The organism is Nostoc sp. CALU 1950 (assembly GCF_051172895.1).
Lineage (GTDB): Bacteria > Cyanobacteriota > Cyanobacteriia > Cyanobacteriales > Nostocaceae > Nostoc > Nostoc edaphicum_A.
The window spans coordinates 33,732-52,858 of the sequence record NZ_JBDNJQ010000037.1; the positions used below are offsets into that span (position 1 = coordinate 33,732).

The following is a 19,127-nucleotide window of genomic DNA, read 5'->3' on the forward strand; positions in this document are numbered from 1 at the left end:
CTCAAAAAATGGATAAAAATTACGAATGTGGGCTAAAGCCATGTGGACATTATCAGTTACCGACACTTTCCTGAATGAACTATTAAATTTACCTCAAAATATTAGCAAGAAAGTTACTAAATCGGTCAAAGTTTTAGAACAAGACCCAATTTCTGCTGGAGGAGATGCTAAAAAACTCAAGGGTCATCAAAACAACACTTATCGTATCCGGGTAGGTGACTATCGCGTATTTTACAGCTTTGGTCAAGGTTGGGTAAAACTTTTGAGTGTGCGTAAACGAGATGAACGTACCTATGAAATAGAAATTCCACAATTTCAAACACCCACAACACCACCTCAAGAAGATGTAGAAGTGCAGGAAAACAAGGAACAAAAGACTGTTTTTGAACAAGATTCTGTATTTTCTTCATCGTCTTTTAATTCCCCTGGATCTTGCCAAATCACCACTGCTTTACCCGTTGAACTAACTACGTCACTACTACAACAGTGGCAAATTCCTCAACAATACTGGACAGATATTCTCAAAGTAGATAATTCAGAAGCAATTCTGGAATTACCAATCCCAGATAAACTGATTAGTCGGATACTTGATAATCTCTTCCCGCGGCCCATTGAAGAAATTGAGAAACAGCCACAATATATTCTCAAAGGGACTGAAGATTTAGATCGATTCTTTACAGGTGACTTGAGTGCTTTTCTCCTCAAGCTAGATCCTGAGCAAGAAAAACTCTGTGATTTCGGTGGAAGTGGCCCTATTCTTGTCAAAGGTGGCCCAGGGACAGGTAAATCCACCTTAGCTCTTTATCGAGTGCAAAAGTTATTACAGCAAGGATATCGCTCAATTGTATTCACGACTTATACCAATGCCCTCGTTACTTACTCCCAACAACTTTTAGAACAGCTGTTGGGACAATCTCCTCAAACTTTAGGTGTAGAGGTTATTACAGTTGATTCTCTAATTTATGACTACTACATTAAAAGCTACGACAAACCTGTATTTGCTACACAGCAACAATGCTTAGGCTGTTTACAATCAGCCCTTGCCACTACAGAAATTCCTGCCAGCAATATTTTTGATCAGCGAGTACGCCGACAAACTCTAGAAAATTTAGGACTTCCTTATTTACTCCAAGAAATTCAGAACGTAATTCAAGCTTGGGGTATTCCAAGCTTGGAAGAATACCAGAATTTGGAGCGCCACGGTCGAGGAGTAGCTTTAAAAGCCAACATCCGAGAAGCAATCTGGACAGTTTACCAAACTTGGCGATCGCTGATGGCAGCTAAAGGGTATATAACTACAGAACAAATGCGTTTACAAGCATTGGGAGTAGTTAACCAACTTTCACAAAAATCTTATCAAGCAATAGTGATTGATGAAGCTCAAGACTTATCACCTGTTTCCTTACGCTTTCTTTTGGGATTAGTACCCGACTTGTCTGGAGTTTACTTAACTGCTGATGCTTCCCAATCGCTTTATCAGCGAGGTTTTAGTTGGAAACAAATTCACTCTGATTTAAAAGTGGCTGGACGAACCCTTGTTCTTAAACGTAATTATCGTAACACCCAGCAAATTATTACCGCCTGTATCAATATTCTTGAAGGTACGGAAGCAGGAGATTCTGAATGTTTATATCAAGAGCCATCAAACCATCAAGGAGATTTACCATCTCTATTACTAATTGATAATACTGAACAAGAAATCCAAGCTATCAAGGCTTTTTTCATTACCGCAGCTAAAAAATTTCGTTTTCCTCTCCACGGTAGTGCTGTACTGTGTCCCAGCAATCAAGCCGGAAAGTTATATGCTGAAAAACTTACTAAGTTGGGACTCAAAGCAATCTTTGTTTCAGGTAAAGAAATCAATCTAAAAGCACCCTATATAAAAGTTTTAACCTTACATTCTGCGAAAGGTTTGGAGTTTCCTGCTGTTGTGGTTGTTGGATTGAAAGCAGGACAATTACCACATGTAAACCTTCAAATCCCTATGGATGAATCCAATATCATGATCAATGAACAAAAACGTTTGTTTTATGTTGCTTGCTCTCGCGCTATGCGTGCCTTGATGGTCTGCGGCTCTGCTATTTCTCCTTCTCAATTTGTTCAAGCTTTAAATAATGCTTATTGGGAAATCGTTCAAAATTAATACATAAACTATAGATTTATAATTACTAATTATGAAAGTACCTGTAAAACTACAAGAATTATTAGAGCAGCCGGAAGCTTTTATCTCAACTATTAGTGATATTATCGGTCAAGGAAAAGCAATAGTTGACTGTACAAATGTTGAGATAGTTCCGCCGGAAAAACTTGATTTAATTTTTAGTAAAATTCCTGAAGATTGGGACTTCTTACAATTGGGCGAAGTTTTTGACCCTGTTACATTTACAAATACCTTTGCTAACCAAGTTTCAAATTATATCGACCAGCGTATAGGACGGACTCAACCTCAATCCTCAATTGCAAATGACCAATTAGCAAATACTAACGATCTTGATATCTTCAACTTCCGCAACGAGGTAATAGGCGACTACCGCCGCTATATAGAAAGCTTCCTCAAAATCCGCGATCGCAAAGTCAAAGAATTTGTAGACGCAGAATTAGATAAGGGGCAACTTTGGACTGATCCCCTAGTACAACTCAATCCTAGCTATAAAAAGGGTGCAACAGTTAAAGAGTTAGTACAACAGCAGACCCTTCATCCAGACTGCGAGAAATATTTCTACAAAAAAGACGGCACACCCTTTACTTTCCACTATCACCAAAAGCAAGCATTTGAAACCGCACAACGCCAAGAACCTTACGTTGTTACCACAGGCACAGGTTCCGGTAAAAGCATGACTTACGTCGTGCCTATCTTCAATGATTTACTGCGTCATCCTGAAATTTCAGGAGTCAGGGCAATATTGGTTTATCCCATGAATGCCTTAATTAACTCCCAAAAAGAAGAACTCGACAAATTTTTACGCCAAGTTCCGAATACTCATATTCGTGTTGAAAAATACACCGGGCAAGAAAGTTTAACCAAGAAAACCGAAATTCAAAATAACCCACCCCATATTTTGCTCACCAACTACGTGATGCTAGAGTTAATGCTCTCACGCACTCACGAAAATAAACTGGTCGAATCTCCCAATTTAAAATTCCTGATACTGGATGAATTACACACCTATCGTGGACGACAAGGTGCAGACGTTGCCATATTGATCCGCAAACTCCGTCAGCGTAGCAAAAGTAATGAAGAATTACTCTGCATTGGCACAAGTGCCACCATGTCAACAGTCGGTTCCCGCGAACAACGCCGTCAGGTTGTGGCAGATGTCGCTAGTAAATTATTTGGCGTGGAAATTAAACCCAACAATGTCATTGATGAAACCCTAGAACGTTCTATCCAACGTGCTGAACCTACTATTGAACAACTACGCCAAGGAATCTTAGCAGGTTCACCAACCGAATTAGAACAAACACTAACAGAATTCCGAAACCACTCCTTGAGCTACTGGATCGAGATGAATTTTGGTTTAGAAGAAAGAGAAGGGCATCTCGTCCGTCGTCAACCCATTAGTTTAGAAACAGGTGCAACCAAACTTGCCGAACAAACTCAGCTTTCAGAGGAAATTTGTTTAACAGTCCTCAAACAGATGTTCTTGTGGGGAAGCAAAACTAATGGACTTGCTTTCCGCCTACATCAGTTCATTTCCCAAGGGGGAAGCGTTTACGCCACTATTGAAAATCGAGACAAACGCCATTTAACCCTTGAAGGTCAATATACAACTACCGACAACCGCCTGCTTTATCCCCTCGTCTTTTGCCGGGAATGCGGACAGGATTACTACGTCGTGCGCTACGATGCCGATAAGCATATTATCCTGCCCCAATTGCCCACTGCATTAGATATTAGTCCTGATGATGCAGATATTACCGAAGGTTATCTTACCCTCGATGAACCAGAACTTTGGGATACAAGCGATGAAGATAGACTTCCTGACTCTTGGTTTAGTGAAACCAAAAAGAAAGGACGGGTTGCCAAAAAAGACTTTGTAAGGTTTATTCCCCGAAAACTCCAAATTCTACCCAATGGTAAAGTTACATCCTCCCTGTTGCAAGGAACCACTTGTTGGTTTATTCCTAAGCCTTTTCTAACCTGTCTCAACTGCGGCGTACTTCATGACAAGAAACGCAACGAATTTGCCAAACTCTCTCGCCTCAGCAGTGAAGGACGCAGTACCGCTACCACTCTACTTTGTCTTTCTACCACCAGCCGCCTCAAGCAAGTCTTTACAGGGGAGAAAGCTAAAGCTGCCAAAATCCTCAGTTTTACCGATAACCGTCAAGATGCGTCTTTACAAGCGGGACATTTCAATGATTTTGTCCAAACCAGTTTCTTACGGGCTGCACTTTTAGGTGCAATACAAGCCAAAGGGCAACTCACCCACAGCGAATTAGCTAGTGTAGTCGTCCAATATATGGGAATTACTCAAAACGACTATGCCAAGCAAGCAGCAGAGTTTGGTGTCGGGAAGCGACGTAATGAAGAAGCCTTTCGCAAACTAATTGAATATCGCCTTTACGAAGACTTGCGCCGGGGGTGGCGCATCGTTCAACCCAACCTCGAACAATGTGGACTGTTGATAATTGAATATGATGGACTTCAAGAAGCCTGTGCTGACAACAATCTTTGGCAAAAACACCGCCATCCTCTTTTACTACAAGCCACTCCGCAACAACGTTTCATCATTACCCAAGCATTCCTCAACCATTTGCGGCGAGAATTAGCAATTGATGCCAAACTTTTACAACCAGACCAAAAAGATTCAATCAAAAGCGAAGTCATTCAAGCTCTTAAAGAACCTTGGGTATTCGATGAGAACGAATATTTATACTTAGCAACTTGGGCAACTATTAACACTGGTGGTAACGAAAAAGCGAAAGTTAAACTTACTACTAGAAGTAAAATTGGACGATTTTTGCGATCACCAAATACATGGTCGCTCCGCAGCCAACTTTTAACAGATGTAGAGTTCAACAGCTTAATCACTAATCTAATTGATGCTTTGTGTGATGCTGGCTACCTAGTGCAAGAAAAATCTGAGGTACAGCTACGCATAGACTCACTACTATGGAAAGCAACCAACCTCAAGGAAATCCCTACCGATCCCTTAACATCGCGTCGCTTGCAGGGTAACGATAAACCCAATATTTCAGTTAACCAATTTTTCCAAGGTTTTTACCAAACCAACGCCTTGCAAATCCAAACAATGGAAGGGCGAGAACATACCGGACAGGTAAGCAACAAAGACCGTCAAGAACGAGAAGAAAAATTCCGTCAAGGACAATTAGCTGCATTGTTTTGTTCTCCGACAATGGAATTAGGTATCGACATTTCCGACCTTAGCGTTGTCCATCTCCGAAACGTTCCCCCCAGTCCTGCTAATTACGCTCAACGTAGCGGTCGTGCTGGTAGAAGTGGACAGCAAGCTTTAGTCATTACTTATGCTTCCATTGGTAGCGGTCACGATCAATACTTTTTCAAGCGCCAAAATCAAATGGTTGCTGGGGTAGTTGCTCCACCAAAACTAGAATTAGCCAACCAGGATTTAATTAAATCTCATGTTTACTCGATTTGGTTAGCACATACTGGGGTTTACTTGGAAGATTCCATGAATAAAATCTTGGATTTGGAATTAGAAAACTATCCCCTCAAAGACAGCATTCGCCAACAACTTACCCTGGGACAAGCCAAATTAACCCAATGTCTGCAAGCCGCCCAATCTATCTTCTCAGACTTTTTCTGCCAAGAGGATCTGCAAAAAGCTTCTTGGTATTCTGTAAATTGGTTACAGAATACCATCGAAAATGCTTTGAATGCTTTTGACCGTGCCTGTAAGCGTTGGCGAGATTTATATATAGAGTCAGTTAAACAGTTAGAATCTGCTCGTCGCACTATTGACCGTTTTGCTAGAGGTGATGTTGCTCAGGAAGAACGTAACAATGCGGAAGCACAGGCACGAGAAGCACAACGACAAATTGATTTACTCGTAGGACACAGCCAAGGTAAGAGTAATTCCCAGTTTGAATTTTATCCCTATCGTTACTTTGCTGCCGAAGGGTTTTTACCAGGATTTAACTTCCCACGTCTGCCAGTCCGAGCATTTATTCCGGCTGGTGAAGGTGGTGAATTTATTTCTCGCCCCCGCTCAATGGCATTACGGGAATTTGCTCCCAATAATATCCTTTACTACGAAGGTAGTAAATTTATGGTGGCCAAAACAAAAGTTCCCGTTGGTGGCATTGAAGGCGAGTATAAACGGGTGAGTGTCTGCGCTAACTGCGGATATTACCACGACGGCGATTTTCGTGACACTTGTGAAAACTGCGGTGCAGAAATTAAACCTGATGCTCATGGCAATGTAGCCAAATTGACTCGTGTACTGCCAATGGAAACTGCGATCGCTCGTCGTCGAGAACGCATTACCTGCGACGAAGAAGAACGGCTCAAGTACGGCTACAACATCACCACTCATTTCCGCTACGCTAGTCAAAAGCGGGAATCAGCTATTGTCCAAGCATCTGACGGTACGCCACTGTTCAAGTTAACCTATGGAGCTACAGCTACCATTTGGCGAATTAATCGGGGGCTGAAGAAGAATAGAGAAGACCGAGGATTTAAGCTCAATCCAATAACGGGTGTATGGGGCGACCATAAAAATCCACAGGCTCAACAAATACCCGACAGCTTGCATCTCGAAGTGAATTTAATGGTTGATGATACTTGCAATATCTTGATTGTTGAGCCATTAAATGTTCCTGTGGAGGACAGAGAAGCTTTTATTGCCACTCTGCAATACACCTTAGAAACTGCAATTCAAGCCGTTTACAAATTAGAAGCTGATGAACTCGACTCCGAACGACTAGGCGAAGGCAAGTATTTACTGTTCTGGGAAGCTGCTGAAGGTGGTGCTGGTGTACTATCTCAGCTATTAGAAAAACCAGAGGCATTTAGAAAAATTGCTGATGCAGCTTTCGACATTTGTCATTTTACACAACCTAAAGACAGTTGTATTCAAGCTTGCTATGAATGCTTGCTCTCTTACCGCAATCAATTTGACCATGCACTGATAAATCGTCACTTAATCAAACCTTGGCTTGACCTCTTGCTGAAGAGTAGCGTTATTACTCAAGTCAAAGGGCTTTCTCGCAATCAGCAATATCAAAAATTGCTGGAACAGACAGACCCTAACTCTGATTTTGAGCGTGTGGTTTTGCAGGAAATTTATCAACGGGGGTATAAATTACCCGATGCTGCTCAGAAATTTATTCAAAAGGCGAACTGTAAACCAGATTTTGTTTATGAGGAAGAGGCGATCGCTGTTTTTTGTGACGGTTCAGTTCATGATAGCCCCGATCAGCGCAAGCAAGATAAAATTGAGCGCGATAATCTTAGGTACGAGACTGGTTATACTGTACTGACATTGCAACATGATGAAGATTGGAAAACTAAGTTGGCTATTCTGGCAGGACTATAATTCTTCATGTAACCGATTTCATTTTCGTTCCTTGGGTAATTGCTGTTTCTTTTTTATCAAATACTGAAATATTTATGTAGGCAATATTTGGCATAGGATAGAGTAAGATTATACAGGTAAATGGAATAGACATGGAAGATTTTGAGCGTGTTGGAGAATGGTGGCTACCAGAGATGCCAGACAGAAAAGTAGCAGGAATTTTGAAATTTAACCCAACGATAGGAGGAACTTTAGAGTTACTTGGTTCTTTAATTAATGTTCAAGATGGCGACCAACCTTCGCACCCACAACTGATTTTAGGAAATTGCCTTGGGGGAAGAGTCTCTTTATTAAATAACTCTAAAATTAGATCACAATTAACCCTTGAAGGAGTTGGAATAACTATCTTTCAGACAAGACTTATCTGCGATGGTTTACATATAGCAAATAAAGTTGATCTGCAATTTTTAAGTTTATCTATTCATTATTCATATCTTAATCAATGGCTTAGTGTAAGTAATTTTGATATTAAAAAATCTTATGAGCAAGGTGAATTAAATATCAATTGCAAAAATAATATATCAGTTATTCAAACATCTCTAGGTGAAGATATTAAGCTTTCATTTGATGTTATATCTTTTCATGAGGAAACATGGGTTCAAGACCTTGAAATAAATCAAATAGCCTATGCAACAATTAGCTTTTCAGAGAAGCGCCCATTAAAGGAAATTGAAAAAATCATGCTGAATTTTCAAAATTTTTTATCTTTCGCTATTATGCACCCTGTATATCCACTCATTGTAACTGGAATAATGGTAGCAGAAATTTTCGACTCTCTAGATGGAAGTTACAAACAAGGCGCTGTTTCTGTTAAATTGTATCGACCTATTTTAGATGGATTTAGAGAGTACCAATCTGCTTTATTTCCAGCAAAATCCCCTTTATTCCATGCAGATATACTTTTTGGTTTTCGTAAAATATCCAATAATTTTAATACATTAATACAAAACTGGTTCAAAAAGACCGATTGGCTAGAAACTGTATATAATTTATATTTTTCTACTTTTTATAACTCCAATCTCTATCTGAATAATATATTTTTAATTTTAGTTCAGGCTCTAGAAGTCTACCATAGGAAAAATCCCGAATTTGAACAATTAGAAACCTCAGAAGATAAGCACACTCAAAGAATTGAACTCATACTAAATGATACTCCAATTGAGCATCGTGAATGGCTAAAATCAAAGCTCAAGTATAGTAATGAGAAGCGATTAGCAGCGAGATTACAGGCAATTTTTGAATACTTGTCAGATATTATACTGCAACTTGCAACTGCAAGAGATGGATTTAAGAGATTTTCAAATAAACGAGAGCAAAAGCATTTTATTAGACAAGTTGTTGATAATAGAAACTATTTAACACACTACGATGAAAGTCTTAAGAATAGAATAGGAGATGAGTCTAAACTCTACTATATCACTGAAAAATTGAAAATCATTATTTGTTTATGTTTAATGAAAGAGTTAGGTTTTAATAAAGAAGAAGTTGCACAGTTTATTTTGGATGGAAATGTTGGCTTATTAATGGAATGGAGTTTGACTGAACACCGTTCTGTTGCAATTGAGGAATAACAAGCAATCACCTTCAGTACTGCACTCCGTATAATTTCTATAACGTTTCTAATACTCTAGAATCTCTGGTCAATTTAGCACGAATAAAATGGCTTGCTAGAATTTGTATCTTACATTTCATCTGCCCCGTAACCGCTTCAGATTGTCCTTAATTTTGTACGATTGCTCCCAAAGTGCCACTGACGGCACATAAATAATCATCTGGGGATAGCAGAAGCAGCATTCCTCGCATTCCACCAGAAACGGTAATCTGCTCAAATAGAGTTGCAGTTTCATCAAGATAAACTGGATAGTCTTTTTTACTAGCTAATGCTGTCACACCCCCACGGATGTATCCTGTTAGTGGCTGCACTTCCTTCAGGGCAACTGTCTCAACTTTGCGGTTTCCTGAAATCCGCGCCAAGGCTTTTAAGTCCAACTGATCATTTCCTGGCACAACAGCAAAACAGATACCTGTTGTGTCACCTCTAACTACTAGAGTTTTAAAAACTTGCTCTGGCGGAAGACCAACTTTGTGTGCTGTACTCTCAGCAGCGAGATCGTCAGGGTCAACCTCATAGCTCAGGATTTGGTAGGGAATACCTAGTTTATCAAGTAGTCGAGCAGCATTAGTTTTCATTTAAGTCTAACATTAGAACTGCATGGTATTTAATTTATAATCCTGTATTCTTTCTCTATCACACTCAACAATTTCTCTTCCAAAGCACTCAAATTCCTGATTCTTACGATGTAACTGAAGTTAATGACTGTGTAGATAGCCATACGCTTATCAGCTTGGTAGTAAAAAAAGTCAAGCTAATAAGAGTAATTTATAGGTTATCAACCTTATTCCAACTCATCCATTACACCTTCAAGGAAAGCGATCGCTCCTTTACCCCAAGGATTTTGTTCTGTAAAATGCTCACCGATTTTAATTGCCGCTTTCTTGCCTCCATTCCACAGGCGTTTAAGTTTCAGAAAGTTTTCCCAGTGTAAAGGTTGCTCTTTCACTCTCACATCAATGATTCGATAAGCCTCTATTTCATTTGCCACATCTGGATATTCTTGTTGTAAATTGTGGATCAATTGCTTAAAGTCAGTTAATAAGACCTCAAAATTTTGCTCAGTTGTGTTGATATTTTGTGTAAACTGCTGGTTACTGCCTTCAGCAGCATAGTTAACCCCAATCGTTGCATGTTGTTGATTAAAAATAGGCGATTGTTCTGACATGATGGTGAGCTTTTCTAAAGATGCTATATATACTTTACTAGAAATAGTTGAGGACACAGGCTGCTCAACTTCTAGCTTAAATAGGCTTTGGAGTCGCTGTTTTTCTGAATCTGATAAGTCTGACATAGCTAAAATAATAGGTAATTCATCTTGTAAAACCAACTGACTAACTTTCTCTATCTCTCCATCGCGTAATAGCCTTCTTATTGCCCAAATTCTTTCAGCATCTATACGTCTATCTGTAATAGGTAATTGGCTACTGACATCTACAACTTGTTGAGAATTGAATTCGTCGTCGATTTTGATACGTAATTCTGAAGCAAGTTCATCAAGCCAAAGGCGACCAGCAAATGGTGGATTTCTTTCACTCAATGCCTGCTCTACCGTGTTGACGCTACTCTCTAAGTACTCTAATCGAGATTTGAAATAATTAGGCTCTACAACAAGACCGGACAATAAATTTTGAATATTCTGATTCTCAGGATATTGCGTAATGATTGCAAAGGCAATTTGCCAGAAATTAATTTTATGAATAGATAAAATACCACAAACTATTTTAGCCTGTTCTTCCGAATCAAGTGCAAATTCTATTAGCAAGTCTGAATCTTTCTCTTGGTTAACTATTCTTTGAAAATGCCAGCTTATAAAAGAATATTCTCGTGGGTATTGTAGAGAAACTTTCAAAGGTATGTAGATAGCAAGTCTACGATTATTACTGTATAAAAACTCCCAAAACTCTCTTTGATGATTGCTATTAATTGGGTTCCAGCATCGATACTCAGTGAGTTGTTTCAGAAGTAATTTCTCTAGGAGTCTGAACCCCTGTGCAACATTAGTCTGCACAAGATGCAGGGCAAGCTGATCAAAATAGTAATTTTGATCTAATGTATCACTTGCTTCTAAACACTTCCAACCGAACTCAGCAAGCTCCTCATCAACTGCTTTTTTAGGATGGAGCCAAATAAAGAAAGATTCAACTACTGCTGCTGCATTTTCTAAATCTGAACCTGCTATAGCTTCCAACAAGTAGAGATATTCGCCGGAATTAAGACAGTTAAGCCATTTGCCGTGTTTTATGATGTATGCAACATATTTGGGATCAACGCGCTTGTCTTGGATTAATGTCACTATTCGATTGACCCCTGTAATATCACCTCCAAGTTGCTGAGTAGCACAAACTATTGCTTCAGCTTTAACCTGACCTGACTGTGTTAGCTGATCCAAATAGTCACTAACAAACTGGCGATCAATCTGACTTAAACCACCAAAGTAAGCTGAAAAGACATTAATACCATCTTGTCTAATACCAAGCTGCTGGATCTGCACTAACCATCTTCTTTCAGAATCCAGTTTTCCAAGACAGAAGCAGAAATTGTGTGCCTCTCGTGCTTCCACAGAACAAAGCCACTCTAGTAGTTCTCTTGTCAGAATTGATGGTTTGCTTATTACTTCTTTGGCAAGGGCTTGTGCTTCTTTTTCGGATCGATATATATGTTTTCCATTTTCATCTACTTCATAATCATTATGGCTTTTTGTCCAATTACTTGCCCAACGTTTTAGTCTAATTGCAAATTCAGCAGTATTTAGTGACTCAAGTAAAGTATTGATATTTTCAAGTAGTTTTTCAACTTCAATTCTCATTTCTGGATTGAACTGATTATTATCTTTTTTATAAAAATCATAGACAGAATGTAGAGCATCAGCTAGTTTGGAAATTGGTAAGGGAATTTGTTGATTAGTAGCCCAATCCACAGCAGTTTTGAATACTGAAACTGTTATTTCTGATGAAAATTGGAGCATTGAGAATTCAGCAATAGCCGTTGGAAGTGCAAGTCTTGCTGCATCAGCTACTTGAGGCTCGTCGGATTGGGCTAACTCTACTAGAAGTGTAAGTAAAGACTTTTGATAACCCCAAACATCTCCCCAAGTGATCTGAGGTCTTGGATCAAAAGGGTTATTTCCTCTACCCTCATGAAGGAAGTGATAACCCCATCCGTTGAGAGTAGTTTTAATTACCTCAATTGCAAGTAAGCGTAATGCGACAGTAGCTTTAGCTGATGCAAATTTCTTCAACAGATCAAATCTGTATTCGAGAGATAATGGTACTTGTGGATGAAGTGGACGGAAACACTGGCAGAATTTGCTTGTAGCACTGCTATTGTTGTAATTAGCTGGCTCAGTTTCGGCAAGCAATCCTAAATAAGAGAGCGCTCTTAAACTTGTTCTTTCACGAAATATTAGTTCTTCAAGTGCCCAAATTAAAGTATCTCGCTGTGAATATTGCAAAGATTTACGGTATTCAAAAGTTGCCGATCCTAAACATTGCTGAATAAGGTTTATAGTATTATCTGGATTTGCACAAGCTGCTAGGTGTAGTATTTCCCGATTAGCAAGTGCTGTGGGTAAGTCTGGAAGTAATCCACTTGAGCCAAATATTTCTTTCCAAAACCAAGCAAGCTTTGATGATTGTAGTCCTTGTAGTCGCTGAATCAGCCGCGATCGCTGTTTCTGGTTTAAATCAGCAAATAATGCTAAAAACTCGGAACGGCGATCTTGGAGTAAAGAAGCAGCAAGATGATTTGCAAGTAGCGGAGGAGTAACTTCAGCGTATAAGCCTCGAATTTGTAAAAAACCTGCTTCTACAAGACTCTTGATTACTTTGGTGACTTCATCAGCTTGAAACTTTTGCCCAAACCACTTACATAGAAGTTTTATTTCTTTGTTGGCTCTGCCTTCGATTTCAACATACTCTAACAAACTCAATAATTTAAGAATCTCAATCGCATAATTATTAACTTTGTGCCGCACCTCCTGCTCAAGAACAATAGCAATTTGCTCTACAAAACTTTGATGTTCTTTTCTAAGGACAGATCCTCGCTTGGCTGCTAGTAATATTATCCCTGGATTACCCCCAGCCTGTTTGATAATCCACGACTCCATACCATAGTCAAAGTTAGCTTCAGAAGCTTTGAGAAGTTCTGTCGATTCCTCCGGTGAGAGAGGAGAAAGTTTAAGGTTCTTTACTCTCTCGTCTAAACCAAAATTAATAGTAGGTGAGTTTTCTGAAGTTGGTAGTGTAACTATAAGTTTAAGACTAGTAGATGAGAGTATCTGATTAATCAATTCTTTAATATTGCTAGGCTCAGGATCTTCAACAACAACTACTGTTTCTAAATCCGAAATTTCAAAATAAAGTAAATCACTTACTTCCAGTGAACGATTCTTAGCAATAACAGTTTCAATAGCACGATGCTTTGTTGCTTCTAGTACAAGCCGTGTTTTCCCTATATCCTTTGCCCCTGAAAGTACTATTGCTCGGATTTCGGGATTATCTACAAGTGTTTGCAGCTGATTCAATTTCTTATCTCTCCCAGTTAAAGAAACATTTGCACCATAAATTTTCTTGTTTTCATGCTCCAACCAGGCTTGCTGCCATGTAATAAATTTAGCGTTTGAGAAGAAACTTGATCGCAAGTGAGGAAGACTATTCAAGGAACTTGCCAGAAAAGCAGCTTCTACTACTTCAATAGCAATGCTCTCAGCTTGATCATAACCATCAATGATTTTTGCTTTTAATTCACTCTGTTCATCAAGTGTTAAATGTATGTTTGTAAATAGAACATATTTGCTTGGTATGCGTTTAGTTCTATTCACTAAATATTTGATAGCGCCCTTTAAATCAGCTTTTAGCTTGGAGAAAATTTCTGCTTTATTACGAACGGAAATATCACGATGCTTATATTGATATACATTCCATCCAGAACTTAAAAAAGGTGATAGGTGTTTTTGGGAATTCGCTATTTCTACTGTCCACTCTGCATCTTTACCTCCATCTGGAACATATATGCGCTCGGTAAATGAAGGTAACGAGGAGCATTTTTTTGCAGCAGATGCCCATGCAATAGAATTACAAAGAAGCACAAAAGTTTGCGGAGAAAATCCTCGGCTGACAATACGCTCAATTTCTTCAGCACTAATCGGCTGTCCATGAACCAATGAGGTCATCTTTCTCTACATAAAACGTTTTCTCTTAAAGCCATCTTAGCAATAAGACAAATAAATTAGGAGTTGGCTAAATCTAAGGCGAACAAATGCTAAACGTTACAAATAGATTGCAGACGATTGCTCTTTTTATTCCTGCAAAGGAAACCTCTTCATCATTACCCTAACCAGAACAACCTCTGTATGGCTTGATCACTAATGGTAGCAGCTATTTGTTTATCAAAACCTTGGGTAAACAGTATGGGATTTCCGATCTATTTGCAACCTGATCGTAATATCTTAACAATTTATCTGGAGTTTTAAGAATACTCAAGCATTTGGGTAGAATTATTACGGAATCTTAACTTACTTACAGCATTGTTGCATTAATCTCTGATTTCCAACTCCAGAACACTCAACAATTTCTCTTCTAAAGTAGTCAAATAAGAACGGTTCAGCTTCCCCAGCATCTCCAAAAACTTCTGTACCGATTCCTCCAGCCCACTCGAATACACCCGATTAATGCGATCGCAAATCACCTGCATCTGCTCACACTCGGCAGGTAAGTAGTTGAAAGACTTCAAATGTTGCAATCCAACCGTATATTCCCCATCCCAGGTTTTGACAGTGCAACTGAATTCCCCCACATGGTTAACGATACCCCAGCAGCCACCTTTGCCTCTTAATTCGGGATTGTCTTTGGTAAGGATTTGGCACACTTCTCCTAGCTGGTAGGTGTTGGGTACTTGGGTGCGTTCCATTATTTGCTGCACTACGTTTTTAACGATTCTAGCTGGTGGCACCTTACCCCCTGACTGCTCCACTGCTTTTACCCACACTTCTTGCTGTTGGTGGGGTTCAAGCTTTGTCATTGGTCTGACTTGACGTTCGTTAGTTGGCAAAATGTGATCCATTGGATCACATTTTTTCATCAAATTATCGAAAACAACTGCCGCATCCATTAAAAGATAAGATTGCCGACGACTATGCCCAAAGCGATCGCGGCAATAATCTTCAAATGTTTTATGCGTGGAGCGATAAAGCCGTCTGTCCCTCAATTCCGTCAGCGCTTTCCCCGCCTCAAAAAATGCCCGTTCCACTTTCCTCTCCAGGAGTAGGCGATCGCTCTGTTCTTCCTCTGTCAACTCTGGAATTTCGATAGCAGTAACCGTAATCGTTGCTGTAGCTAGATTTTCCTCAACAGAGATATCCTCGTTTGCAGAGTTAACAGGTGGTTTTGAATCACTCTTTGCGGCAGAGGTGGCTTTGTTGGTTCTAGAAGGTGGTTTAGGCATTATTCCACCTCTAGCTGAACAGTGCTTGAACGAATATCGAGTTGTGGCATGATACGGGTGTAACTATATTGATATTTATTCCCCAAACCTTTTACTGAGGTTGGGGTTTTTCGTGAGTTTGTTTAGATATATTTGCATCTGTTGCACCTGTGATCGCTTAGTTGTTTTTCAACTTTGGGACTGCGATGCCTGGAAACTCCCTTGAAGGCGTGGAAATTCCATAGGTGTAATATTAAGCAAATAAAATTGTGGAGGCCGCCCCTTTCAGAGGGCGATTAATTCTCATAGCGCTCAGTAAGGTTGATTATGTATCGGTTAGATGTTTCCCTTCTGATAGCTTGATTTTATGAAAAGTAGGCATTGTTATCTACAACCACTGTCTCATTAGTTTTTACATTTCAGCTTTAATCTAGCCCAGAAACCTAATGATCATGCCAGCATATTAATTGCTTCACCTACAATTGCGCTCACGCGGCATTGTCACCTCCAAACTCTTTCACCTTTGTGCTTTTCCACTCAATCAGGACTTTGCCATCTAAAGCAGCAAGTATATCCATAAAAGTTTCCAGCGTTGGGTTTCCTTGATCAGATATTGCTTTAGCAAGCATATTTCTCCGATTGACAGGGGTTGCAGACTCATCCCCTTTGCGGCGACGAATCTCACAATAGCGACGGGTTAATGTTGCTAAATCTATGCCTAGTTCCTCCATCCGCTCCCTAATCAGGGACATATCCATACTTATACCTCTGCGACTTCTATATAAGTCTACAAAGGCATAAGACAATTTGCTAATGCCAGACATAGTGATAACCTCCTTTCCTAATCACTCTATACTTTTAAAAGAAAAATAGCAAGCTTTTAAAAACAAGATTTATGCTTTTAAAAGCTTGACAAAATGCTTTTAAAAGCATAATGTGGGGTTAGTCAGCAAGGAAAACCATGCTTACAACAAAAGGCGATGCCCTTAGCCTGAGAAACTTTGGAGGCAATCGCCTTTTGTAAAACACCTACTCTATAGATGTAGTAACACTTATCATGACACACCCAATCTACACTCAACAACAACTGCAACGAAAAACTCTCAATCAACTTAAAACTATTTATGCCCAACTTGATACTAAAACTGAAGTCTCAGACAAACGCTGCAAAGAATCCTGGGTAAACGCAATTATCACTGACCAATCTACTAAGCTTCAAAAGGTTGACAACCAAGCCCTCGCCCAAGCCGAACTCGACAGCTACATCGCTGACCAAGCCCAAGCCGTAGCTCCCGAACTCCTCAGAATAGTCGAAATCTCGTTTGACCATCACGAATATTATGCTGATGACAAACTGGTAGCCAGCATCACCCATGACGATAACCATTTAACACAACGCTGGGTAGTCATGGTCAAAGATAAAGAAGTATTTCGCGCCAACACTCTAATGCGTTGCGATCGCTTCATCTGCACTCACTACAAAGACGGTTCATTACCTGTGCAGGAAGAAGCAGGGGGGCAGGGAGCAGGGAGCAAGGGAGAAGAAATTTCCCCCCTGCACCCCGCACCCTGCTCCTTGTCCTCTTCTACTGAAAACCAAATCATGGCGCATATCTTCAACGAGTGCCAGAATTACGGGTTTGAAATTCTTGATGATGGCATTTACAACAACAAGGGCGTGAAACTGGGGCAAGTCGGATGCACTGACGGTAACTGGTGGGTGAAGAGGCGTTATTCAGTCCAGCAGCAGTATTCTAACTCGGTGCTTGATGCTGTGCGATCGCTGTCGATGGTGGATACATCGCTGGCTGAACCAGTTCACAAATACTTGCAATCCCGACCCTTAGAGCAACTGACTACTGAGGAATTACAACAGCTTTTCAACCATGAAGTGCGATCTCTTCTTCAAGAATTAGTGACAGTGTAAAGCCTTATGTGGGCAGCAGTGAAAATTGCTGCTCACTTTTAGGTATTTTTTGGGCGTTATTCTCCAAACATTACCGAAGATTTTTAGGTTATTAATCCCAGGGAAGAAAAGCATGATTGACCATATTAATGCACTTCAAACAAGTTGGTATCTTTCCCCACCTTGGGGACAAACAATTCCATCCGTTGAGGTGAATTTACTGGAGAGAGTTTACCTGCGAACCAACAGAACATTTGGCTATTGCTGCGGTATGCAATGGAAGCATGAGTGCTGGATTTATTCAATTGATTGCCGTAATGAAATACTCCACGCCACACAAAACCAAATCATCGGGACTGGAGAATTAGAAGCCATCAAGGTGCAAAAACCTGCCTTCGTTCTGGGCGAAAGAGTGATGCTCTGTTCTCACGATAAGGGAACAAAGCAACGGCTGATTTTGGGGATTGGGCTGGTGAATAATTCTTGGTTTTACCTTGTTGAATTGGTGTCGCCAACCTTAACTCAATCACGGACTATATCTAATCGTTTCTCACTGGTTGGTGAAAAAAGTTTGGTACGTGTGAATGTCTAATTCTCTTTAGTCAACAACGAAAAATTATCAGCCAACTAAAGTTATGTCACAAATTGAAGTAGCCCAAATTATTGAACAGATAAAGCAAGAAATCACTGTTGACTCTAATGGACAAGGTAAAGCTAGCCTTCGTGCAACAGCAAGATTAGCTGGTGTTGATGCTGCTGGATTATTCAGAAGTCTCAAAACAGCCGTTGACAATTCTCGCTCTAAAATGGTTGAAAAGCTTGTCCGTAAAGGCTTTGAATGTGTTGACATTTTAGGGTGGTCGCAGTCCGGTATCCCTGATATAGCTGTTGCCGCAATACTTCACTATTACGGCTACGAAGCGGGAAAAAGATGTAGTGAACAAGCAAGATTAGCCTGTGAAGCATTTGAAAGTATCGGTGTTCGCGCCTGGATGCAAGACATTCTGGGCTGGACAAAACCCGCTACTCAAGCACAAGAACAACCCTCCACACCAGCCCTTCCCCCAGTTGAACAGCGATTGCATACTCTTGTTCTGGCCATGAAGACTTTAGCTGAGTTAACTGGTGGCAGACTCAACCCGTACACCGAACAGCAATTTAAAGACTATGCCGCCAACCTTTTGGCTGAACATAACAGAAAATTGCTAACCGCCACAGAAGAACGCTGGCTTGGCGTGGTCAACTTTGCAGAGAGCGAACTTGGAAAGAAAGTCCCCCTGAGCGGCGCTCACTATCGCGGACACTTGGGCACATGGGTGAGAACATTTTACCCACAATTGGGCGATCGCCAAGAGACACGGCTGGTCAATGGAGTTCAACAGCCTATCTATGTCTACGCTTGCCATGATCCGGCTGTTGCGGCTGGGTTGACCAAAGCTGTAGAAGAGTTCTTTGCTCATCCCAGTCCTGGTGCAGCGCTAAGGCAGGCAGGTGCTTTCTCAAAGAAAGCTGTAGTTACTGCTTGATGGTCATCGGTCATCGGTCATTGGTCATCGGTCATCGGTCATTGGTCATCGGTCATTGGTCATCGGTCATCGGTCATTGGTCATCGGTCATTGGTCAT

General features: G+C 40.3%; 10 protein-coding genes. 6 read left to right on the forward strand and 4 right to left on the reverse strand.

Features of this window, described 5'->3' with window-relative positions:
* Positions 1 to 40 precede the first annotated feature (40 nt).
* The 3 genes from ABF638_RS12895 to ABF638_RS12905 all read left to right on the forward strand — a co-directional run bounded on the left by ABF638_RS12895 (position 41) and on the right by ABF638_RS12905 (position 9,133).
* On the forward strand, positions 41 to 2,143 hold the full coding sequence (locus ABF638_RS12895; protein WP_435023084.1) for a 3'-5' exonuclease: 2,103 nt from the start codon (positions 41 to 43) through the stop codon (positions 2,141 to 2,143).
* Between the two features lie 31 nt (positions 2,144 to 2,174).
* Entirely contained in the window at positions 2,175 to 7,523 is a 5,349-nt protein-coding gene (locus tag ABF638_RS12900; RefSeq protein WP_435023085.1) for a DEAD/DEAH box helicase, read from the forward strand.
* A 131-nt stretch (positions 7,524 to 7,654) separates the two neighbouring features.
* Entirely contained in the window at positions 7,655 to 9,133 is a 1,479-nt protein-coding gene (locus ABF638_RS12905) for a HEPN domain-containing protein (protein WP_435023086.1), read from the forward strand.
* A 148-nt stretch (positions 9,134 to 9,281) separates the two neighbouring features.
* On the opposite strand, the gene ybaK is transcribed toward ABF638_RS12905, so the two are convergent.
* From ybaK to ABF638_RS12925, 4 genes are all read right to left on the reverse strand, one after another.
* Positions 9,282 to 9,752 carry a Cys-tRNA(Pro) deacylase gene (gene ybaK / locus ABF638_RS12910; RefSeq protein ID WP_435023087.1) on the reverse strand — a complete coding sequence of 157 codons (471 nt, stop codon included), beginning with the start codon at positions 9,750 to 9,752 and terminating at the stop codon, positions 9,282 to 9,284.
* 206 nt (positions 9,753 to 9,958) lie between these two features.
* Positions 9,959 to 14,347 carry a hypothetical protein gene (locus ABF638_RS12915; RefSeq protein ID WP_435023088.1) on the reverse strand — a complete coding sequence of 1,463 codons (4,389 nt, stop codon included), beginning with the start codon at positions 14,345 to 14,347 and terminating at the stop codon, positions 9,959 to 9,961.
* Between the two features lie 362 nt (positions 14,348 to 14,709).
* Entirely contained in the window at positions 14,710 to 15,618 is a 909-nt protein-coding gene (locus tag ABF638_RS12920) for a hypothetical protein (RefSeq protein WP_435023089.1), read from the reverse strand.
* Between the two features lie 467 nt (positions 15,619 to 16,085).
* Positions 16,086 to 16,421, reverse strand: a complete 336-nt coding sequence (locus ABF638_RS12925) for a hypothetical protein (protein ID WP_435023090.1) — start codon at positions 16,419 to 16,421, stop codon at positions 16,086 to 16,088.
* Positions 16,422 to 16,654: 233 nt separating this feature from the next.
* Here ABF638_RS12925 and ABF638_RS12930 point away from each other — a divergent pair, with 233 nt between their 5' ends.
* The 3 genes from ABF638_RS12930 to ABF638_RS12940 all read left to right on the forward strand — a co-directional run bounded on the left by ABF638_RS12930 (position 16,655) and on the right by ABF638_RS12940 (position 19,029).
* A complete protein-coding gene (locus ABF638_RS12930; RefSeq protein ID WP_435023091.1) occupies positions 16,655 to 17,524 on the forward strand; it encodes a hypothetical protein in 870 nt (289 codons plus the stop codon).
* Positions 17,525 to 17,636: 112 nt separating this feature from the next.
* Positions 17,637 to 18,095 (forward strand): DUF1392 domain-containing protein, encoded by a 459-nt coding sequence (locus ABF638_RS12935; protein ID WP_435023092.1) that lies wholly within the window; start codon positions 17,637 to 17,639, stop codon positions 18,093 to 18,095.
* 43 nt (positions 18,096 to 18,138) lie between these two features.
* Entirely contained in the window at positions 18,139 to 19,029 is an 891-nt protein-coding gene (locus tag ABF638_RS12940) for a hypothetical protein (RefSeq protein WP_435023093.1), read from the forward strand.
* Positions 19,030 to 19,127 lie beyond the last annotated feature (98 nt).